This window comes from Pseudomonas sp. PAGU 2196 (assembly GCF_022179005.1).
Taxonomy (GTDB): domain Bacteria; phylum Pseudomonadota; class Gammaproteobacteria; order Pseudomonadales; family Pseudomonadaceae; genus Aquipseudomonas; species Aquipseudomonas kermanshahensis.
Genome location: NZ_BNTL01000007.1, coordinates 62,198 through 83,411, shown reverse-complemented (window position 1 = coordinate 83,411; position 21,214 = coordinate 62,198). Strand labels below are relative to the sequence as shown.

Sequence of the window (21,214 nt, the reverse complement as noted above, 5' to 3'; positions counted from 1 at the left end):
GGGCATCACCTGGTTTGAAGGCCGGCAGCGGGAAGGTCGCTGGCCTGGCTGGAACGGAGCCTGCGCACCCGCTGTATGTAGGCCACCCCAAGCCCTGCGACCGACCAGTACACGGTGGGGATGATAGTGATGCTGCTGACGGTGAAGATGATCACCAGGATCCCCACCAGCGTCGCCAACAGTGCCCGGCCCAGTTGCCGTTGCTCGTCATCCTTGTCGGGGAACGCGCGCATGGCCTTGCGGATGCCCAGCAACACGGTGACGAAAAACGCCACGAACAGCGCGAGCCCGACCAACCCGACCCGCAGGGCCAAGCTGACGTAGGTGTTGACGATGTCGATAATGCCTTCCCCCTGAATCATCGACTGCATTTCAGGGGTGTTACGGAAGTCGAACGAACCGAACAAGGGGTTACGTTGGATCACGATCCAGGAGTTGTCGATCAAGCGTTCCCGGTAGGTGATGTTCTCTTTTTCGATATTGCCGATGAAAGGCAACAGGTCCAGCACCTTGTCGCCCCCAGGCAGCACAGTCAGCAGCGGCAGTGCCAATACGCCGGCAAGGGCAAGCACAGTCAGGCGCTTGATGGCGCCTTTGCCCATGGCAATGAACACCACGACGATGACCACGGCGCCAATCCAGGGGCCGCGGGACAACGGCGCGAAAAGCCCGGCAGCCAGCAGCAGGGCGCCGAGCACCCGCTGCAGCTGGCTGCGCACATAGCCCTGGACGAACAGGTACAGGCCGATGGCCACACTCATCACGTAGCCCAGTGCAATCGCCTGCCCGGTGGTGGCGCTGGCGCGCAATGAGCCGCCACGGCTCAGGTAGCCGGACATGCTCCACTGCACGCCCATGGCATCGATCAGGGCGTTGTACAGCAGCCAGTGGCGGACGAACTCGGCAACGCCGATCAGTGCCAGGACGAAGGATGCCAGCACGAATGCCAGCATGGCGTCCTTGAAATCACTGATCTCCTTGAGCCCTCGGCTGGCGACGTAGTAGGGCAAGAACACATCGACATACAGGTAGAGCGCCTGGCGCAAGGTGTCGGTCAGGGTGGTTTCACGCAGGTACAGCACACTCATCAGCACCAGGCTGGCCGCCAGCAGCTTGTCAGGCCAGGTGCGGCCGAAGCGCAGAGTATCGCTTTGCCTGCTCAGGGCCAGCGCTGCCGGCAGCAGCACGCACAGCGTCAGCAGGCGAACATGGTTGAGGTCGACCAGGTAGTTGACCACGCCAAACCCGGGTATTTGCACCGAGGCCGGCGGAATCAGGAACAGCAACATGAAAAACAGCGCCATGGCATTGCGTTCGCGCCGCCCGGCGATGTACATGATCAGCCCGGCAGCGGCCACGTACACCCAGAAGCTGTGGGAGGCGAAGGCCACCAGCGTCAGGACGAACCACAGGTTACGCCGGCGCTTGAAGTCGCTATAGGGGATGAGGTCTGTCGCCGGGCGGCGCGTCATGACAAAAACGACGCCTGCCAGAAACAGAATGACGATCAACGCACGAAAATGTTCAGGCATTGGCTAAGGACACCTTTCCCTTGGTGGGCACGGCTAGCATCATGGCTAATTGAAACTATAGTGACTTTTAGCCAATCAGTCAGAGATTGAAGTCATGCCGTCGATTGATGTGTCAGCCTCCGCGAGCCTGCGCAAGCGCGCACTGAAGGCCGGGTCATGGAACCTGGTGTCGCTGGTGGCGTCACAGGTCATGCGCCTGGGCGGCAACCTGATCATGGCCCGTTTGCTGCTGCCGGAAATGTTCGGTGTGATGGTGATCGCCACCACGGTTTCGGTACTTCTGCACTTGCTGTCCGATGTTGGCCTGCGCCAGAACATCATCCAGAGCCACCGGGGCGACGACCCCGAGTTTCTCAATACCGCCTGGACCGTCCAGATCATCCGCGGCTTCGTGCTGTTTGCCCTGACCTTGCTGCTGGCCGCCGCCTCCTGGTTCGCGCAGCTGGCCAACCTGTGGCCGGCGGACTCCACTTACGCCGCGCCCGAGCTGCCGATGGTACTGGCGGCGACCGGCCTTTCGGCCATCATCTGGGGATTCCAATCCACCAAGATAGATGTCGCCGTACGAACTTTCCAACAGAAGCGCGTGGTATTGGTGGACCTGGCCTCGCAAGTGGTCGGTTTGATCGCGATGCTGGTGATCGGTTATTTCACCCGGTCGATCTGGTCGCTGGTGATCGCCGGCCTGGTCAGCGCCCTGGCGGGTACCTTGCTGGGGCACCTGGCGCTGGAAGGGCCGAACAACCGCCTGCAGTGGGACCGAAGCGCGCTGAACGAGCTGATTGTGTTTGGCCGCTGGATACTGCTGTCGTCGATGGTCGGCGTACTGGCCATGTACGGTGACCGGATCTGGTTTGGTGCGAGCATGACAGCGGGGCAGTTGGGGGTGTACTCGATTGCCGTGCTGATCCTCGGGTCCGTGCAGACCGGGTTGCTGAAACTGGTGGGCTCGGTGGCGCTGCCCGCGTTCAGCGAAGCCGCTCGGGAAGGTGACAAGGCACGCCTGAAGGCGCTGTACTACCGTTTCAGGTTGCTGGTCGACCTTGTGATGCTGTTCGCCTGCGGGGTGTTCCTGACCGCCAGCCCGTTGTTGATCGGCTGGATGTACGACGCGCGCTACACCGAGGCGGGGACGATTCTTGCGATTCTTTCGCTGTCGTTCTTCACGCTGCGCTATACCTTGGCACACCAGATATGGATTGCCCTGGGCCTGACGAAATACCAGGCCATGGACAACATCATCCGGCTAGTCTCGTTATGGGGGTTGTTGCCACTGCTGCTGGCCATTGGCGGTGTCGACTACGCAATCTGGGGGGTGGCCCTGCATACCTTCCCGACGCTGCTGTTGATCGTCTACGTTAACTGCAAGCTGGATATCTTCAGTGTCAAACGCGAGTTGGTGGTACTGCCGATGGTGGCCGTGGGGGCACTCTGTGGGCTGTTGGCGACCCGTTTCTTCGAGTGGCTGTGATGAGGCCAGAGGCGGGCGATGGTGCAATGTGGGGGCGGTCGAGTGACTGATTGTTAACACTTCATCGAGATAGGTCTGGGGATCATGGGGAAGCTTACGTTGTGTACTCCGCAGTTGGGTCGTAGGGGTTTTCTCCAGAGCTGTGTCCTGCTAGGTGTTGGCGGCGCGGTGTTTGGGGTGGCCGCAGACGTTGCACGCAAACCCGTCGAAAAAACCGGGTTCGTGGTGATCAACGGCTGGGTGTTGCCTTCTCAGTACTTCCGGAACGAGCCAGCATGATCAAGGACTTTCAGCAGCAGAAAACGCTGCGTGATGACTATGATTTTTGCATCATCGGGGCCGGCCCCGCTGGCATTACCCTGGGCCTGCGGCTGGCAGCTGCGGGTTGGAACGTGCTGTTGGCCGAGGGCGGTGGGCGTGAGTATTCGCCGCACTCGCAAGGGCTGTACACGTGCGCCTCGACGGGGCTCGAACTGTACGCCGCGGAAACACGCCTGCGTTACCTGGGCGGCACGTCCAACCACTGGGCAGGGCGCTGCCGGCCGTTCACCCCCTCAGACTTCGCCATGGCGCCGCCCGGCGACTTGCCCGGTTGGCCGATCCCCTACTCGGAGATAGAGGGCTACCTGGCTGCGGCCATGGACATCGTCGATTTGCCGCCAGGCTCGGAGTTTCACGCGATGAACACCGGGCTTGCGGGTGATGACTTCGAGCCCGACCGCTTCCTGCTGAGCCCCCCAACGCGCTTTGCGCAGAAGTACGCGACTGCACTGAACGAAACCCACGGGCTGGATGTGTTCATCAATTGCAACTGCGTCGACCTGGAATTCGACAAAGCGTCGGGCCATGTGGTGGCTGCGGTGGTATCCGATTACGAACGTCATCGTCAGCGCGTGGTGGCCAGAAACTTCATCCTGGCGACGGGCGCCATCGAGAATGCTCGGCAGTTATTGAACAGTGAATCCCTGCTGGCCGCGGGTATCGTCAACAAGGAAGGGCTGACCGGGTGTTGTTTCATGGAGCACCTGAACATCGACATGGGCACGTTCATCCTGAAGTCGGACCAGGACACCCAGATGCGTCAGTACTACACCACCGACGCCTTTGTTGAGGAGTACCAGGCCGGTAAAGGCAATATCACCGCTGCACTGCTCTCGGACGTGCAGACGTATGGCCGCACGGCCGAGGTCAAACACTTTCTGGAAAACCTTGCCTGTGACATGGGCGTTGCCGACAAGATCGCCTTGGTCGCCAAGTTCAGCTGCCCGGGCGACGGTGTGATCGGCACCATGATCGAGCAGTTTCCCAACCGGCAAAGCCGCATCTCATTGCTGAATGAGAAAGACGAGCTGGGGGTGGCCAAGGTCAACGTGCATTGGGCACTGAGCGAAAGTGATAGGCATACCATCAAGTGCATCGGCACCGAACTGGCCAAGCAATTTGCCGACATGGACTTGGGCTTCGTCAAGCTCAACGACTTCGTCTACGACACATCGGTGCCGTTGAAGATGGCGCCACATGCCCATCACATGGGCACCACGCGCATGGCTGCGTCACCTGAGTTCGGTGTGGTCGACGCCAATTGCAAAGTGTTCGGGACCCAGAATCTCTATGTGGCGGGAAGTAGTATCTTTGCCAAGGGCGGCGCGTCCAACCCGACCATGCCGTTGTTGCAGTTTGCCGTCAGGTTGGCGGACCACCTCAATGAAAAGTTGAAATCGGCTACGGGTGCCGCGGTGTAACGCACGTTGTAAACGGGTTGAGTGCGAGGCGGTCAGCACCAAGAAGAATGAGACCGAAGTCGCCTCAGGGACAGTTCAGAATCGCTTTGATTGCGAGGCTCGCAGAATGAATGGATGGATACGGAGTGCACTGACGCGTTATGTCAACTCAACCGGGCGGGGAAGCTCGACGTACAAAAAGTTGTGTAATCCAACGGGGCGAGAGTGGGGGAGCTATTTAACCCGTTGGGGTAAGTTTCATTCGGTAGGGGCCAACTTTCATATGAACCCAGGGTGCAACGTGACCGACCCTGCGCTGGTGCGCATCGGTAACAACGTCGGCCTGTCGGATTGCACACTGATCGGGCACGACGGCGTGGTGGCATTGATCGAGCTCTGCTACGGGAAGCACCTCGATTCGGTCGGCTATATCGACATCAAGGACAACTGCTTCATCGGCCATGGCGCGATTGTGATGCCCCGCGTGACCATCGGGCCCGATGCGATCGTCGCTGCCGGTGCGGTCGTCACCAAGGACGTGCTGCCGGGCACTGTGGTGGGTGGCAACCCGGCCAAATTCATCTGCACCACCGAAGCCCTGATCAAGAGGGTGGAGGAGCGCTGCGAAAGCTACCCGTGGATAGAACTGGTCAAACAGCGCAAAGGTGCCTTTGACCCGACCGTGGAGCCTGCCCTTGCCGCGCAACGACGGCAGTACTTCTTCGGGGACAGTAGCAATGGATAGAAAACCCGTCGATGTGATGGTGGTCAATTTCAATACTGCGTCCTTGCTGCAGCCCATGTTCGATGCGCTGCGCCAGGCCGACAGCGAAAAGCTTGCCAGTTACCTGGTCGTCGACAATGCCTCGGTCGATGATTCTGTGGAACGCATGGCCAAGGTGTGCCCCGAGGCGCTGTTGCTGAGCAACAAGAAAAACGTCGGTTTCGGGCGCGCCAACAACCAACTGCTGGCGCACTTGAAGGGCAAGTACGCACTGCTGCTGAACACCGATGCCTTCGTGGCGGCCGATTCACTGGCCAAGACCATCGAGTACATGGACAACCACCCCGAGTGCGGCGTGCTGGGCGTGCGCCTGGAGGGACGCGATGGCGACCTGCAACCCAGCTGCCGCTACTTCCCGACACCCCTGAACGTGTTTGTCGGCCGTACCGGGCTTGGCCGTTTCTTCCCAGGCTTGAAAATGGTCGATGAGATGACCTGGGACCATGGCTCGGTACGTGAATGCGATTGGCTACCCGGTTGTTTCTACCTGGTGCGTCGCGAAGTGCTGGACCAGGTAGGCCTGTTCGATCCGCGCTACTTCCTCTATTACGAGGAGGTTGACCATTGCAAGCGGGTCAAGGAAGCGGGCTGGAAGGTCGTCTTCTATCCCCATACCACGGTGGTGCATATCGGCGGCGAAAGCTCCAAGTCGGTCAGCGAACTGGAAGCGGCCAGCCGGCAGATTTCCAGCTACCAGATCGAAAGCGAACTGCTGTACTTCCGCAAGCACCACGGCGTTGCCGGGCTGGCGCTGCACATGCTGCTGGTGTGTGTGGGTGACCTGGTACTGGCACTCAAGGCACTGTTGAAGGGGCGAGGTCGCGCGGCGATCCGGGCGTGCTGGCGGCACTGCCAGACTACCTGGTCGCTGTTGTTCAAGACACGGTTCGCAAGCCAACCCACACGGTAGGTGACGTCATGTTCGAGAATATACGCGCCGACTTGCGTGCACACGGTGGTGATTGGGGCGCCCAGGGGTTTTGGGTATTGCTGGTGTATCGCTTCGGGCGCTGGCGCTATAGCGTGCGCCCGGCACTGCTGCGCAAACTGTTCTCCATCCTCTACAAGATCCTGTTCAAGTTCGTGCAGATCATCACGGGTGTTGAATTGCCCTGCGAGGTCGTGATTGGCCGCAACTTCGTCATCGACCATTTCGGCGGCATCGTAATCAGCGGTTATGCCCGCTTTGGCGATGACTGCCGGATTCGCAACGGCGTGGTGGTGGGGCTGAAGAATGTCAGCGAGCCGATTGCGCCGGTGTTCGGCGACAACGTCGATATTGGCACAGGGGCCAAGGTGCTGGGCAACATCCGCATTGGCAACAACGTGGTCATCGGCGCCAACGCCGTGGTGCTGGTGGACGTGCCAGACAACGCGTTGGCGGTCGGCGTGCCTGCGACCATCAAGCTGCGCAACCCCACCGAGGCGGCGCAGTGCACGGTCGAGTGAGGCCCATGGACACAGGTATCGGCGTTGTAGTGATTGGACGCAACGAGGGCCTGCGCCTGGAGCGCTGCCTGCGCTCGTTGGCGCACGGTGCGGACCGGGTGGTGTACGTGGACTCAGGCTCCACCGACGGTTCCGTGCAGATGGCACAGGCCCAAGGGGTCGAAGTGCTGGCGCTAGACATGAGCCGGCCATTTACCGCAGCTCGGGCCCGCAACGAGGGCTTCACCCGCCTGCAACGCCTGTTGCCGTCGATGCGCTACGTGCAGTTTGTCGACGGCGATTGCGAGGTGGATGCGGCCTGGCTGGGCAATGCCCAGGCCTTTCTTGACGCACGCCCAGACGTAGCGGTGGTGTGCGGGCGGCGCCGTGAGCGGTTCCCGCAACGCTCGGTATACAACCTACTGTGTGACCTGGAATGGGACACGCCCATCGGTGAGGCCAAGGCCTGTGGGGGGGATGCGTTGATGCGCGTCGATGCCTTCACGCAAGTGAGCGGCTTTCGTCCGGACCTGATCGCCGGCGAAGAGCCGGAGCTGTGCGTCCGCTTGCGCGCGAAGGGGTGGAAAATCTGGCGCCTGGCCGCTGAGATGACCTTGCACGACGCTGCCATGACGCGTTTCAGCCAGTGGTGGCGGCGCAGCTTGCGCGCCGGCCATGCCTATGCCGAGGGTGCCTTTTTGCATGGGCGAGCGCCAGAGCGCCATTGGTTGCGAGAGTCCCGCCGCGCTTGGCTGTGGGGCTTGGGCATCCCCCTGGCGATCGTGTTTGCCAGTGGCCTGCTGGGTGTGTGGGCGCTGCTGTTGTTGCTGATCTACCCGCTGCAAGCGGTGCGCCTGGCGCGTCGCGCTGGCAAGCCGACACGCGAGCGCTGGCTGCAGGCGGTGTTTTTGGTGCTCGGCAAATTCCCTGAAATGCTTGGGCAGGTAAAGTTCCTGATGAACAGGTTCTCTGCCGGCAAAGCCGTGCTGATCGAGTACAAATGAGATTCCTATGATTGCCAGATCGATAGTGAAAAGTGTGCTCACCCTGCAGCCCGGCTACTCGCTGCGGGCCTTGAACAACAAGGTCAAGCTGACGCGGCAGATCACCCGCGAGTGGCCCGCGCTGAAGGCCTTCATGCAGCGCATGTCGACAGCGCTGGGTGATGACCGATTTGCAAGGCTTGGGGTCGATTGCATCGGCGTCGTGCAGTGGCCCTACATCAGCAAGGGCTGGGAGGCGCAGGAGCGGCTCGGTGTGGTGGCGTCGCATTTTGAGGTGGTTGCCCGGCAGTTTCCCACGTTGCTGCTGCTCGGTCGCGACGAGCGCCTGACCCTGTGCGACCTGTCAGCCTATTCGAAGGGCTGCGCCCTGGTGCTGGACCGGCCGATCTGGTTCAAGCGCGAAGGGGAGCTGGTGCTAAACCTGTTCCAAGGGGATTTGCGCGTTGCATCGCTGGCGTTCAGCCTGTGCCGCCAGCACGGTGAGCTGTGCGTGTTCATCGGCGCCGTGCAGGGCATTCACAAAGGCATCGACAGCGAAACTTCGCTGAACATCTACCGTGACCTGACCAAGGACTTCGAGGGCCTGCGCCCGCGCAGCTTCCTGCTGGAGGCCTTCAAGTGCATCGCCAGAACGCTGGGGGTGGTGCGCATCTACGCAGTTGGCGATGCGCACCGGCATCATCGCCATCCTTACTTTGGCGCTGACAAGGCGCACGATCTGGCCGCCCATTACGATGCCATCTGGCTGGAAAACGGCGCAACGCCTTCGGAGCGCGACGACTTCTTCAGCCTGCCGCTGGCCGCTGCCAAACGCGCCGCAGACGACATCGCGCCCAAGAAACGTGCGATGTACCGCCGGCGTCATGCCTTGCTGGATGAGGTATTCGCGCGCGTTGAAGCGGCTTTATCAGGCAGCGAGCCCGTCCATGGGCTACAAGGGATGAAGGGGGATGTGCTTGAACGTGCATCGGCAGGGAGCCCGCCGCCGGCGATCGACAGCCTGAAGTAACGGGTTGCAGTTGGTAAGGCTCATTACGCAGGCATTGATCTGGATTCCTATGCGCATTGCTTACTTCATCAATCAGTACCCGAAAGTCAGCCATAGCTTCATTCGACGCGAAATTCTGGCGTTGGAGCGCCAGGGCATGGAGATCCAGCGCATTGCCTTGCGGGGTTGGGATGCCGAACTGCAGGATGACGAGGATATCGCCGAGCGGGGCAAGACCCGCTACGTGTTGCAGCACGGCCTGAAGGGGTTGTTGGCGCCCACGCTGCAGGTGCTGCGTGCCGAACCACGACGCTTTTTCGCCACCCTGTGGTTGGCCCTGCGCCTGGGCCAGCGGGCGGACCGCGCCTGGCCCTATCACCTGGTGTACCTGGCCGAGGCCTGTCAGGTACTGCTCTGGTTGCAGGCCTTTGGCGCGAAGCATGTTCATGCACATTTTGGCACCAACTCCACCGAGGTGGTGATGCTGGCCCATGTCCTCGGCGGGCCTGCCTACAGCTTTACCGTGCACGGGCCGGAAGAATTCGACAAACCACAGTTTCTGCACGTGGGCGAAAAAGTCCGGCGCGCCGCGTTTGTGGCGGCGGTCAGCTCGTATGGGCGCAGCCAGTTGTTCCGTTGGGTGGCGCACGAACACTGGGAGAAGGTGAAGGTCGTGCATTGCGGTCTGGAGCGCGACTTCCACGCGGTTGCTGCCGTTGCCGCACCCTTGGCGCCACGCCTGGTGTGCGTCGGGCGCCTGTGCGAGCAGAAGGGCCAACTGTTGCTGATCGAGGCGGCCCACCTGCTGGCCACCCAAGCCATTGCATTCGAGCTGGTGTTGGCGGGTGATGGCGAAATGCGCGAGCAGATCGAGGCCTTGGTCACTCGGTATGGTCTGCAGGCGCAGGTACGCATCACCGGCTGGATCAGCAGCGCCCAGGTGCGGGAGGAAATCCTCGCTGCCCGTGCGTTGGTGCTGCCGAGTTTCGCCGAAGGCCTGCCGGTGGTGATCATGGAGGCCATGGCATTGCGCCGGCCGGTGCTGACCACCTACGTGGCAGGCATCCCGGAGTTGGTGCGCCAGGGTGAAAACGGCTGGTTGTTCCCCGCCGGCACGGTAGAAGAGCTGGCTGCGGCAATGGCCGACTGCCTGTCGCAACCGGCCGAGGTGTTGCAGCGCATGGGTGAAGCCGCTTACCGGCGGGTGCTGCAGCGCCACGATATCGACACCGAGGCCGCCAAACTGGCCTGCTACTTCAAGGCATCCGCATGATCAGCATCGTGACGTGGTTATTAAGCCTGGTGGCGTTTTGCATCTTCGTGCCCGCGCTGGTGCTGTTTGCGCAGGTACTGCTGGCGTGCCTGCCGGTGCGATCACGACCTGGGGCGGATGGCAGGCGCCCGCGCGTGGCGGTGCTGGTGCCCGCGCACAACGAGGCCTTGATCATTCGGTCGACCCTGGCCAGTGTCGGCCCGCAATTGCTGGCGCATGACCGCTTGCTGGTGGTGGCGGACAACTGCACCGACGACACCGCGCAGTTGGCACGCAGCGCGGGCGCTGAGGTGGTGGAGCGCGACAACGACCTATTGCGCGGCAAGGGGTATGCGCTGGACTTCGGTGTACGGCATCTGGCGCAGCGTCCACCCGAGGTGGTCATTATCGTTGACGCCGATTGCCAGGTGGGCGAGGGCGCCATTGACCTGCTGGCACGCCGTTGCCTCGAAACTTCACGGCCGGTGCAGGCCCTGTACCTGATGCGCGCGCCCGTCGGCGCGGGCCTGAAGGTGCAGATCGCGGAATTTGCCTGGCGGGTCAAAAACCTCGTTCGCCCGCGTGGTTGGGCACGCCTGGGCTTGCCCTGCCAGCTGATGGGCGCGGGTATGGCCTTCAGTTGGCGCGACCTGGCTGCGGTCGACTTGGCCAATGGGCACCTCGTCGAAGACTTGAAGCTTGGCCTGGACTTTTGCCGAATCGGCAAACCGCCGCTGTTTTGCCCGGACGCGCAGGTCACCAGCCAGTTTCCGCTCAGCCAGGAAGGCTTGAGCAGCCAGCGCACCCGCTGGGAGCATGGCCATCTCGGGGTGATCCTGGCCGAGGTACCCAAGCTGCTGGTGAGCGCGGTCACTCGGCGTAACGCGCCCTTGCTGGCCATCACCCTGGACCTGCTGGTGCCGCCTTTGGCGTTGCTGGTCATGGCACTGGTAGGGGTTGCAAGTGTTGCCTGGCTGGCCGCGCTGCTGTTCGGTATCACTGCACCTGCATGGGTTGCGACGGGTGCCCTGGTCATGCTGGGCGTTGCAGTTCTGCTGGCGTGGGGCCGGTTTTCTCGTGAACTGATCCCCTTTTCGGTCTTGCTTTACGCCCCGTTCTACGCCGCGAGGAAGATACCCCTGTACCTGGGGTTCTTGATCAAGCGACAGGTGGAGTGGGTGCGCTCGAAACGGGATGACAGCTAATGGGCGAATGGCAAAGCAGCTGGAAAGCGATTATCGGCAAACTTCAGACCGTGAGTGACCCTGCACACGAGCAGCGCTTGCTCGAGGCCCTGTGCCAACCTGAGGCGCCCACGGTGCTGGGTTTCGTCAACGCCCACGCCATGAACCTGGTCGCGGGCAATGCCAATTACTGCCAATCGCTGGCCTCGGCCGATGTGCTGCTGCGCGATGGTGCCGGCATGGCAATTCTGTATCGCCGCCTGGGGCTGGCTCCTGGGCTGAACATGAATGGCACGGATTTCATCCCCAAGCTGCTGGCGGCCTTCAAGGGGCGGCGGGTGGCATTCTGGGGCACTCAGGAGCCGTTCTTGAGCCGGGCCGTAGCGTGCAGTGAGGCGCGGTTTGGCGTGTTGCCAGTGTCGGTTCACGACGGGTTTGCTGAAATGGCCACCTACCTGGAGCTTGCGCGGGCAACGCAGCCAGAGCTGATCGTGCTGGGCATGGGGATGCCCAAGCAAGAAGCCGTTGCCGCTCGCCTGGCTGCCAGTGGGGGACCGTGCCTGATCGTGTGTGGCGGGGCGATTCTGGATTTTCTCGGCGGCAAGGTCAGCCGGGCACCGCAATGGCTACGGCGATTGGGCGGGGAGTGGGTCTACCGTTTGCTGAGAGAGCCCAGGCGCTTGTTCATGCGTTACGTGGTGGGCAATCCGCTGTTCCTGTTACGCACCCTGTTGTGCACCAAGGCGATGTCGCTCGAGGCCCGAAACACCCCAAGGCGCATCTGATGATTCTGCCACCTGAATCGTCTGAAACGGCCAAAAGCCAGGGCGGGGGTGATTCTGCCCGCTGCGTGGGCGGGCGACTGCTACAGTAATAGCAAGCGCCCAGGGGGGCGGCGAAGACCATTCAGTGTACAGGATCATATTTTAAAGGCTGGTATTGATTGACTGAATAAGCTGCCGGGCATTTGCTACGCGCTAATTAATGAGGTCTGAAATGGTTCTCGAACCCAGAAGCAGTCGTTCCTTACTTCAACGAAGAAGCAGCGTAAGTAACGCCATTCAGGCCGGCCTTGATGGGATTGCAGTCACCGGCGTCGCCTGGTACTTGATCTACGATCAGTTTGGTCACATTACTTCGGATTATGTGATCATGCTGCTCTTGTTGATTGGGGCGCTGGCTGTTATTTATGATCATTATGCGATCTATCGGACCAACGTTGGCTTGTCCATCAAGGCGTTCAGGTTATTCAAGGCCTGGTCAGCAACGTTTTGTTTTTTGGTGGTCATGGCGTTTTTGACCAAACAGAGCGAAACGTATTCGCGGTTGTTGGTGGTGCAGTTGTTTGTCATTGGTTATGTCGTGCAGTTGTTCTTGCATTTCGCAGTGCGTGAACTGCAAAAACGGTTTACCGCTCACGCTCGGCTGGACAACGCACTGATTATTGGCGCCGGCGACCTGGCCAACTTCCTGCACCAGAAAATCAGCAACAACCCGTGGTTCGGTGAGCGTGTGCTGGGGTGTGTGCTGATAGACGATCTGGCTGAACAGGGCGCGCCTGATGCAAAGCAACGCCTGCCTGTGCTGGGTCACGTCGCTGACCTTGACGAGATCGTTGCCAAACATGCCATTCGCACGGTGTACTTGGTGACGCCATTAGGCGGCTCGGCGGTCATTAACGAAGTGTATTTGAAGTTGCTCGACAAGTGCATTGCAGTGAACTGGGTGCCGGATATCTTCTCGCTGCGTTTGATCAACCACAGCGTCCGCGAAATTGCCGGTATCCCGGTATTGACGTTGTCAGAAACGCCGTTGACCGGCATGAGCCTGTTCCTTAAAAACCTCGAAGATCGAGTGCTCGCCGCACTGATATTGTTGTGTGCATCGCCGGTGCTGTTGGCAGTGGCCATTGCGATCAAGCTAGACAGTCGCGGCCCGGTATTCTTCAGGCAAGAACGCATGGGCTGGACCGGTGAATCGTTCCGCATCTGGAAGTTCCGCAGCATGCATGTTCATCAACCGGAAAACGGTGTGGTCAAACAGGCCCAGAAGAACGACCCGCGGCTGACCCGCGTTGGGGCTTTTATTCGCAAGACCAGCCTGGATGAACTGCCGCAGTTATTCAATGTGTTGACCGGCGAAATGTCGTTAGTGGGGCCGCGCCCGCATGCGCTTCAGCACGACACGCTGTATTCGCAGGATATTGTCGACTACTTCGCGCGACACAACATCAAGCCTGGCATGACAGGCCTGGCACAGGTCAGGGGCTTCCGGGGTGAAACCAAGGACATCGAGCAGATGATCCAACGGGTCGACTCGGACATCGAGTACATCAACAACTGGTCCTTGTGGCTCGATTTCGTCATTTTGGTACGCACGCTGAATGCTTTTACCGGCAAGCAGGCCTATTAGCCGGGGCCGACGAGCGGCCCCGTGGCAGGCACTCAACCCAACGGGTGCAATTCCCTGAATCCACGAGCCTCTTCCACCAGCCAGTCATGCACCGCGCGGGCACCCGGCTGGGTCAGCCCGCCCGGCGGGTAATGCACCACATAGCGCTTGTGGTTGGCGATCGCCACGCCGAACGGCACGATCAGCGCCCCCCGTTCCAGTTCATCGTTGAGCAAGGTTCGCCGCGCGATTGCCACGCCAACCCCGGCAATCGCCGCCTCGATGGTCAAGTGGTTGCGGTTGAAGGTGTGGCCCCTGCGCACGTCCAGGCCGCCTGCGCCGATGCCATCCAGGTAGAACTCCCATTCAGCGTATTCCGAGGCCCCCCGCCAGGCGGTGATATCGTGCAGCAGCGGGTAATGCGCCAGGTCAGCCGGCCCGTGCAGCGGCGGGCGACCGCGCAGCAGGGTGGGGGAACAGACGGGAAAGATCTGCTCGTCCAGCAATGGCGTCGACAGCATGCCAGGGTAACTGCCGTCGTTCAGGTCGATGGCCAGGTCGAAGTCGCCCGGGTGCAAGGCTTGCGCACTGTCTTCGGCCACCAGCCGCAACTCGATGTCCGGATACCGCTGTTGAAAGCGCGGCAGGCGCGGCGTCAACCATTTGGCCAGGAAGGAGGGGATCGAGCGCAGGCGCAGGGTGCCGCGGATCTCGCCAGCGTCCAGGCGCAGCAGCTCGGCCTCGATGCTGCCATAGGCCTCTGAAACCGTTTGCGCCAGGCGTTGGCCTTCAGCGCTCAGCTCAACCCCACGGGCGCGGCGCAGGAACACGCGATAGCCCAGCCGTTCTTCCAGCTGGCGCATTTGCTGGCTGACGGCGCCAGGGGTGATGTGCAGTTCTTCGGCGCAGCGGGTAAATGACAAATGCCGGGCCGCACAGGAGAACACATGCAACCAGACGAACATTTGGCCATTGAGTTGTCGTCGCATCGTTTAGTACCACTAAAGGCTTGCTTAGGAAGTTTCGTTGGTCATCCACGCGGGAGCAGGTCAGTATCGCTCAAGTTCGCAGTAGTGTTCAATTTCCCCAGAGAACCGCGCATTGGCGATTCTGCCCAACGCGGTCAGGCATTAGTATGGCTATCAGTGTTTTCGACCTCTTCAAAATCGGCATCGGCCCTTCCAGCTCTCACACCGTAGGCCCGATGCGTGCAGCGGCAACCTTTGCCCAAGCCCTGCGTGAGCGTGGCTTGCTGGCCCAGGTCAGCCGCGTCGAAGTGCGTCTGTATGGCTCGCTCTCGGCCACGGGAGTTGGCCACGCCACCGACCGTGCCTGCCTGCTTGGCCTGATGGGGCAGTGGCCCGACCGGATCGACCCGGCCACGATTGAGCCACGCATCGGCCAGGTGATGCAGGAGCAATGCTTGATGCTCGATGGCAGTCATCCCCTGGCGTTCAACTACACCCGCGACATGCTGCTGCTTGAGCAAAGCCTGCCGTACCACCCGAACGCCATGAGTCTGGAAGCACTGGACGGGCAGGGCAGCCTGTTTAGCCAAACGTACTATTCGGTGGGCGGTGGTTTCATCGTCGAGCAGCAAGAAATCGATGCCCCCCAAGGCGAGGCGAATGCGGTCGAACAGCCGTATCCGTTTGCCAGTGCGGCTGAGCTGTTGGCGCTGTGCAAGGCGCACGGAATGGGCGTGGCGCAGCTGATGATGGCCAACGAATGCGTCTGGCGCCCGGAAACCGAGGTACGCGAAGGCTTGATGCGCATCTGGGCGGCGATGCTTGAATGCGTCGACAATGGCCTGCGCAATGAGGGCATCCTGCCGGGCGGGCTCAAGGTCAAGCGCCGGGCTGCGCGTTTGCACCGTAGCCTGCAGGAGTTGGGCAAACCGAACGTGATCGGCTCGACCCTGAGCGCCATGGAATGGGTCAACCTGTTTGCCCTGGCGGTCAACGAAGAAAACGCCGCCGGCGGGCGCATGGTGACAGCGCCCACCAACGGTGCGGCGGGGATCATCCCGGCCGTGCTGCACTACTACATGAAGTTCAACCCGGATGCCTGCGACGACGATGTGGTGAGGTTCCTGCTGGCGGCGGCCGCAGTCGGCATCCTGTGCAAGACCAACGCGTCGATCTCCGGTGCCGAAGTGGGTTGCCAGGGTGAAGTGGGCTCGGCGTGCTCAATGGCAGCCGCTGGCCTGGCCGAAGTGCTCGGTGCTACGCCGCCGCAACTGGAAAATGCCGCGGAAATCGCCCTGGAGCACAACCTGGGGCTGACCTGCGACCCGGTGGGTGGCCTGGTGCAGGTGCCGTGCATCGAGCGTAATGCGATTGCCGCGGTCAAGGCGATCAACGCGGTGCAAATGGCCCTGCGCGGTGATGGCGAGCACTTCATCTCGCTGGATCAGGTTATCCGCACCCTGCGCGACACCGGTGCGGACATGCATTCCAACTACAAAGAAACCTCGCGTGGCGGCCTGGCCGTCGCCTTTGTCGAGTGCTGATTCGCAGCCCGAGGTTTATTCAGGGGGCCGTTGCCTTACCCGATCAAGGGCATTGACACGCTACCCGGTAGGAGCAGCCTTGTGCTGCGAAGAGGCCAGTGAACACATCATCAATTTTCGCTGCTGTCACTGGCCTCTTCGCAGCACAAGGCTGCTCCTACACGGTCAACGGCTCTACTGTTTCAGTGTCAGGAAGCTCGCGCGCATGTCTTTGGCCCAGCCGTCGAGCACCGGTTTGACGTTATTGAGGGTGAGTTTCTGGGTGTCGTTCTCCAGCTCCTTACCCGCGCCCTTGCGCACCACCTGAGCGAGCACTTTCTGACTGGCACCGTCCAAGAAAGCCGCCTCTACGCCAACATCTACTTCCTGGTCACGGCCGCCCATGGCGGTATTGACGCCCGCCGAGATCAGCGCAATCGGGATTACCTCATAAGGCTTTAGGCCTTCGTTGCTGGTAGACACCGCGGTGATCGCGGGGCGTACCACGATGGTGCCTGGGCCGGGGGCTTTGGCCAGGGTCAGCACGCTGCCCAATTCACGTCGCATGGCTTCGTTGAAGTAACGGGTAATCTCCTGCAGCGTCTGCGCCGAAATGACCGCTGTCGGTTGCGGTTTGGGGTAGAACTGGCTGGGCTCGATGAACACCTGGGTGTATTGATTGACGTTGACCTTGGGGGCGACCCAGCGCATCACCGGCGCGCCGGATGGGCTTTCAGCGGGCTGCAAGCGGCTGTAGTCCTTCAGGAAATAGGAGTAGTCACTGGGGTCCACGCGGTTGCTGGAGCAGGCGGATACGGCAAGCAAGGATGCGCACAACAAGGTGATGCGGGGCAATAATTTCATGATCGTGATACATCCATGAGAGGTCGGCCAGAACAATGCAAGCAGGTGCAGGGCAGTTGGCCAGTGGGCAGTGTATTTCTTGGCGGTGTAGGCGGTAGGCTGCGATGGGTACGGCGGTGGATTTTTAGCGCTTTTGAGATCGAGCGCCGCCCGCGCGGCGCTCGATCTCAAAGGCGCAACAACCCTCAAGTCGAGCGCTACCCCAGCACCTCGCGCAACCGGTACCACAACATCCCCAACGCCAGCAGCGGTGAGCGCAATGCCTTGCCGCCCGGGAAGGTCAGGTGCGGCACCGCACTGAACACGTCCAGCCCTTGGCTGTGGCCCACGGCAATACCCTCGGCCAGCAGCTTGGCTGTCCAGTGGGTTACGTTCAGCCCGTGCCCTGAATAGCCTTGGGCGTAGTAAACGTTAGGGTGCTGGCGCAGCCGCCCGACCTGCGGGAAGCGGTTGGCCGTGATGCCGATCATGCCGCCCCATTGGTAGTCGATGCGTACCTCGGCCAACTGCGGGAACACCTTGAGCACTTTCGGCCGCATGTACGCGGCGATGTCCTTGGGGTCGCGCCCGGAATAGTGGCAGGCACCGCCGAACAGCAAACGACGGTCGGCAGTGAGGCGGTAGTAGTCCAGGCCGACCTTCTGGTCGCAAAGCGCCATGTTCTGGGGGATCAGGCTATTGGCGAGCGCCTCGGGCAGTGGCTGGGTGGCCACCACGTAACTGCCGGCCGGCAGCACCTTGCCGCTCAGGCGCGGCTCCAGTTCATCGAGGTGCGCGTTGCAGCCAAGCACCAGGCTCTGTGCCCTGACCTTGCCGCGGGCGGTATGCAGGGTCACGGTCGGGCCGTGCTCGATGCGCAGCACCGGGCTCTGCTCGAAAATGCGCACGCCAAGGGCCGCGGCCGCACGTGCTTCGCCCTGTACCAGGTCCAGTGGGTGCAGATGGCCCGAGCCCATGTCGACCAGGCCGCCGGCGTACTGGTCGCTGGCGACGATCTGGTGCATGTGCTCGGGGCTGACCAGGCGGGTTTCGTGGCGATAACCCAGCGCGGCCAGGTCCTCCTGTTCCGCCTTGAAGGCGGCAAACTGCGCAGGTGTATTGGCCAGTTCGCAGAAGCCCCACCGCAGGTCGCAGGCAATGCCGTATTGCTCGACGCGCCTGGCCACCAACGCCACCGAATCGATACCGGCCTGTTGCAGGTAGCGCACGCCGTCCTGGCCGACATAGCGGGCAAAACCACTGACGTCATGGCCGATACCGCGGATCAGCTGGCCGCCATTGCGCCCACTGGCACCCCAGCCGATGCGCCTGGCTTCCAGCACGATCACCGAAAGGCCGCGCTCGGCAAGCTCCAGTGCGGTATTGACCCCAGTCAGGCCACCGCCGACCACGCACACATCGGCGCTCAGTTCGCTGTCCAGGCTGGGGTAGGGTGCCGCGTCGCGTGCCGTGGCGGCGTAGTACGAAGCGGTGTGCAGGGTATCGAAAGGCATGGTGCGTTCTCGGCTCAACGGTTGGACTTGATCTTGCTCCAGGAGCGGGTCATCACGCGCATGATCTTGGGGCTTGGCGTGCTGGAGATGTACAGCTTGTCCAGCACTTGCTGGGGTGGATAGACCTCGGGGTTGTTCACCAGGGACGCATCCATGTAGGCCTGGGCGTCGGGGTTGGCGTTGGCATAGCCGACCGTGGCACTGACGTTGGCGATTACTTGCGGTTCGAGCAGGTAGTTGATGAACGCCAGTGCCTGGTCCGGGTTGCTGGCGTCCTTGGGGATGGCCAGCAGGTCGAACCACAGGTTGCTGCCTTCCTTGGGAATGCTGTAGGCAACCTTGACGCCGTTCTTGGCTTCCACTGCGCGGTTGGCGGCCTGGAACACGTCGCCGGAGTAGCCGAAGGCCACGCAGACATCGCCGTTGGCCAGGTCCGAGACATATTTTGAAGAATGGAAGTAGGTGATGTAGGGCCGCAGTTCGAGCAGGCGGGCTTCAGCCTTGGCGTAGTCCTCGGGCTTTTCGCTACGTGGATCCATGCCCAGGTAGTTGAGAATGGCCGGGAACAGCTCGTCGGGCGAATCCATGAAGGCCACGCCACACTGCTTGAGTTTTTTCAGGTTCTCGGGCTCGAACAGCACCGCCCAGGAGTCGATGTGGTCCACGCCTAGCGCGGCCTTGACCTTGTCGACGTTGTAGCCGATGCCATTGGTACCCCACAGGTAGGGCACCGCGTACTGGTTGCCGGGGTCGTTCTGCTCAAGCTGTTTGAGCAGTTTAGGGTCCAGGTGCTTCCAGTTGGGTAGCTTGCTGCGGTCCAGCGGCAAAAACGCACCGGCCTGGGCCTGGCGGGCGAGGAAGTGGTTCGAGGGCACCACCACATCGTAGCCAGTGCGGCCGGCCAGCAGCTTGCCCTCCAGGGTTTCGTTGGAATCGAACACGTCATAGACCACCTTGATCCCACTGCTGGCCTGGAAGTCGGCCAGTGTCGTGTCACCGATGTAGTCGGTCCAGTTGTACACGCTGACGGTCGGAGCGGCCTGGGCAGCTGCGCCGAACAGTAAGGTGAATGCAGCGGGAACCAGGGATTGCAGATGACGCATGTCGACACCTCGTTGGTCTTGTTCTTGGGTTCGGTGTAGCTGGGGCTGGGTTGCAGCCTTTTCGCGACGCAAGGTCGCCTCCACAGGAAAGCGCGGCCTCGCGTCATCGCACGGGCAGTGCCCTTGGGTTTAAACGCTGAGCATCAGGAATTCACGTTCCCAGGAACTGATCACCCGTTTGTAGTTCTCGTGCTCGGCACGCTTGACCGCTACATAGCCCTGGACGAACTGCTTGCCCAGGTACTGCTGCACGGTTTCGCAGTCTTCCATGTGCTGCAGGGCATCCTCGATGGTGATGGGCAGGCGCAGGTTGCGTCGCTCATAAGCCCGGCCCTGCACCGGCGCACTCGGGTTGATCTTCTCGACCATGCCCAGGTAGCCACACAGCAGGCTGGCAGCAATGGCCAGGTAAGGGTTGGCATCGGCGCCCGGCAGGCGGTTTTCCACGCGCATTGCGTCGGGGCTGGAGGTCGGCACACGCAGGCCGGCGGTGCGGTTTTCTTCACCCCACTCGACGTTGACCGGTGCCGACGTGTCCGGCAAGAAGCGGCGGAACGAGTTGACGTTAGGTGCGAACATCGGCAGCAGCTTGGGGATGTACTTCTGCAGCCCGCCGATGTGGTGCAGGAACAGCTCGCTCATGCTGCCGTCTTCATTGGCGAACACCGGCTTGCCGGTTGCGATGTCGACCACGCTCTGGTGCAGGTGCATGGCACTGCCGGGTTCGTCAGTGATCGGCTTGGCCATGAAAGTAGCGGCCACGTTGTGCTTGAGCGCGGCTTCACGCATGGTGCGCTTGAACACGGTGATCTGGTCGGCCAGGTCCAGGGCGTCACCGTGGCGGAAATTGATCTCCATTTGCGCCGGGCCGTCTTCATGGATCAGGGTGTCCAGGTCAAGGCCCTGCAGTTCGCACCAGTCATAGACGTCTTCGAACAGCGGGTCGAATTCGTTGGCGGCATCGATCGAGAACGACTGGCGACCGCTTTCTGCGCGGCCCGAGCGCCCCAGGGGTACCTGCAGCGGCAGGTCTGGGTCTTCGCAACGCTTGGTCAGGTAGAACTCCATCTCCGGTGCGACAATCGGCTGCCAGCCTTTGTCGGCGTACAGCTTCAGCACCTTCTTCAACACGTTGCGCGGCGACAGCTCGATCGGGTTGCCTTGCTTGTCGAAGGTGTCGTGAATCACGATCGCGGTCGGCTCGATTGCCCAGGGGATCTGGTACACCGCAGTCGGGTCAGGGCGGCAGACCATGTCGATGTCGGCGGCATCGAGCAGGCTGTAGTAGATGTCGTCGTCAACGTAGTCGCCGGTGACCGTCTGCAGCAGCACGCTCTCGGGCAGACGCATGCCACGTTCGTGCAGGAATTTGGCGGTCGGTGCGATCTTGCCGCGGGCGATGCCGGTCAGGTCGCTGATCACGCATTCGACTTCGGTGATCCGGTGTTCTTTCAGCCACGTGGACAGCTGATCGAAGGGGGCGTTCATACAGACCTCTTGGTTGGGTT

At 61.5% G+C, this 21,214-nt stretch carries 18 protein-coding genes; 12 read left to right on the top strand and 6 right to left on the bottom strand.

Annotated features, from left to right (window positions below):
• Positions 1–5 precede the first annotated feature (5 nt).
• Positions 6–1,532: an O-antigen ligase gene (locus MFF34_RS07060; protein ID WP_238211735.1), complete on the bottom strand. Its 1,527-nt coding sequence runs from the start codon at positions 1,530–1,532 to the stop codon at positions 6–8.
• Between the two features lie 94 nt (positions 1,533–1,626).
• Between MFF34_RS07060 and MFF34_RS07055 the strand changes: the two genes are divergently transcribed.
• From MFF34_RS07055 to MFF34_RS07005, 11 genes are all read left to right on the top strand, one after another.
• Positions 1,627–3,003 (top strand): oligosaccharide flippase family protein, encoded by a 1,377-nt coding sequence (locus tag MFF34_RS07055; protein ID WP_238211729.1) that lies wholly within the window; start codon positions 1,627–1,629, stop codon positions 3,001–3,003.
• A 275-nt stretch (positions 3,004–3,278) separates the two neighbouring features.
• The gene (locus MFF34_RS07050) at positions 3,279–4,745 is read left to right on the top strand and encodes an FAD-dependent oxidoreductase (RefSeq protein ID WP_238211727.1); all 1,467 of its coding nucleotides are present in this window, start codon (positions 3,279–3,281) and stop codon (positions 4,743–4,745) included.
• Positions 4,746–4,851: 106 nt separating this feature from the next.
• Positions 4,852–5,469: a DapH/DapD/GlmU-related protein gene (locus MFF34_RS07045; protein WP_238211725.1), complete on the top strand. Its 618-nt coding sequence runs from the start codon at positions 4,852–4,854 to the stop codon at positions 5,467–5,469.
• Entirely contained in the window at positions 5,462–6,418 is a 957-nt protein-coding gene (locus tag MFF34_RS07040) for a glycosyltransferase family 2 protein (RefSeq protein ID WP_238211723.1), read from the top strand. The genes MFF34_RS07045 and MFF34_RS07040 overlap by 8 nt, the downstream gene beginning before the upstream one ends.
• Positions 6,419–6,426: 8 nt before the next feature.
• On the top strand, positions 6,427–6,957 hold the full coding sequence (locus MFF34_RS07035; protein ID WP_238211721.1) for a serine O-acetyltransferase: 531 nt from the start codon (positions 6,427–6,429) through the stop codon (positions 6,955–6,957).
• A 5-nt stretch (positions 6,958–6,962) separates the two neighbouring features.
• Complete coding sequence (locus MFF34_RS07030) at positions 6,963–7,940, top strand: glycosyltransferase family 2 protein (protein ID WP_085273373.1); 978 nt, start codon at positions 6,963–6,965, stop codon at positions 7,938–7,940.
• 7 nt (positions 7,941–7,947) lie between these two features.
• Positions 7,948–8,949, top strand: coding sequence for a VirK/YbjX family protein (locus MFF34_RS07025; protein WP_085273372.1), 1,002 nt, complete (start codon positions 7,948–7,950; stop codon positions 8,947–8,949).
• A 49-nt stretch (positions 8,950–8,998) separates the two neighbouring features.
• Positions 8,999–10,201: a glycosyltransferase family 4 protein gene (locus MFF34_RS07020; protein ID WP_238211719.1), complete on the top strand. Its 1,203-nt coding sequence runs from the start codon at positions 8,999–9,001 to the stop codon at positions 10,199–10,201.
• Entirely contained in the window at positions 10,198–11,385 is a 1,188-nt protein-coding gene (locus MFF34_RS07015; protein WP_238211717.1) for a glycosyltransferase family 2 protein, read from the top strand. Before MFF34_RS07020 ends, MFF34_RS07015 begins: the two co-directional genes overlap by 4 nt.
• The gene (locus MFF34_RS07010; RefSeq protein ID WP_238211715.1) at positions 11,385–12,149 is read left to right on the top strand and encodes a WecB/TagA/CpsF family glycosyltransferase; all 765 of its coding nucleotides are present in this window, start codon (positions 11,385–11,387) and stop codon (positions 12,147–12,149) included. Before MFF34_RS07015 ends, MFF34_RS07010 begins: the two co-directional genes overlap by 1 nt.
• A 211-nt stretch (positions 12,150–12,360) precedes the next feature.
• Positions 12,361–13,776, top strand: a complete 1,416-nt coding sequence (locus MFF34_RS07005) for an undecaprenyl-phosphate glucose phosphotransferase (RefSeq protein ID WP_238211713.1) — start codon at positions 12,361–12,363, stop codon at positions 13,774–13,776.
• Positions 13,777–13,808: 32 nt separating this feature from the next.
• On the opposite strand, the gene MFF34_RS07000 is transcribed toward MFF34_RS07005, so the two are convergent.
• Positions 13,809–14,744, bottom strand: coding sequence for a LysR substrate-binding domain-containing protein (locus tag MFF34_RS07000; protein WP_238211711.1), 936 nt, complete (start codon positions 14,742–14,744; stop codon positions 13,809–13,811).
• 146 nt (positions 14,745–14,890) lie between these two features.
• Between MFF34_RS07000 and MFF34_RS06995 the strand changes: the two genes are divergently transcribed.
• The gene (locus MFF34_RS06995) at positions 14,891–16,267 is read left to right on the top strand and encodes an L-serine ammonia-lyase (RefSeq protein WP_238211702.1); all 1,377 of its coding nucleotides are present in this window, start codon (positions 14,891–14,893) and stop codon (positions 16,265–16,267) included.
• 174 nt (positions 16,268–16,441) lie between these two features.
• On the opposite strand, the gene MFF34_RS06990 is transcribed toward MFF34_RS06995, so the two are convergent.
• From MFF34_RS06990 to MFF34_RS06975, 4 genes are all read right to left on the bottom strand, one after another.
• Positions 16,442–17,110, bottom strand: a complete 669-nt coding sequence (locus tag MFF34_RS06990; RefSeq protein WP_238211699.1) for a DUF3313 domain-containing protein — start codon at positions 17,108–17,110, stop codon at positions 16,442–16,444.
• A gap of 197 nt (positions 17,111–17,307) precedes the next feature.
• Positions 17,308–18,603, bottom strand: a complete 1,296-nt coding sequence (locus tag MFF34_RS06985) for an FAD-binding oxidoreductase (protein WP_238211697.1) — start codon at positions 18,601–18,603, stop codon at positions 17,308–17,310.
• 14 nt (positions 18,604–18,617) lie between these two features.
• Complete coding sequence (locus tag MFF34_RS06980; RefSeq protein ID WP_238211687.1) at positions 18,618–19,706, bottom strand: polyamine ABC transporter substrate-binding protein; 1,089 nt, start codon at positions 19,704–19,706, stop codon at positions 18,618–18,620.
• Between the two features lie 129 nt (positions 19,707–19,835).
• On the bottom strand, positions 19,836–21,194 hold the full coding sequence (locus tag MFF34_RS06975) for a glutamine synthetase family protein (RefSeq protein ID WP_027596784.1): 1,359 nt from the start codon (positions 21,192–21,194) through the stop codon (positions 19,836–19,838).
• Between the last annotated feature and the right edge of the window lie 20 nt (positions 21,195–21,214).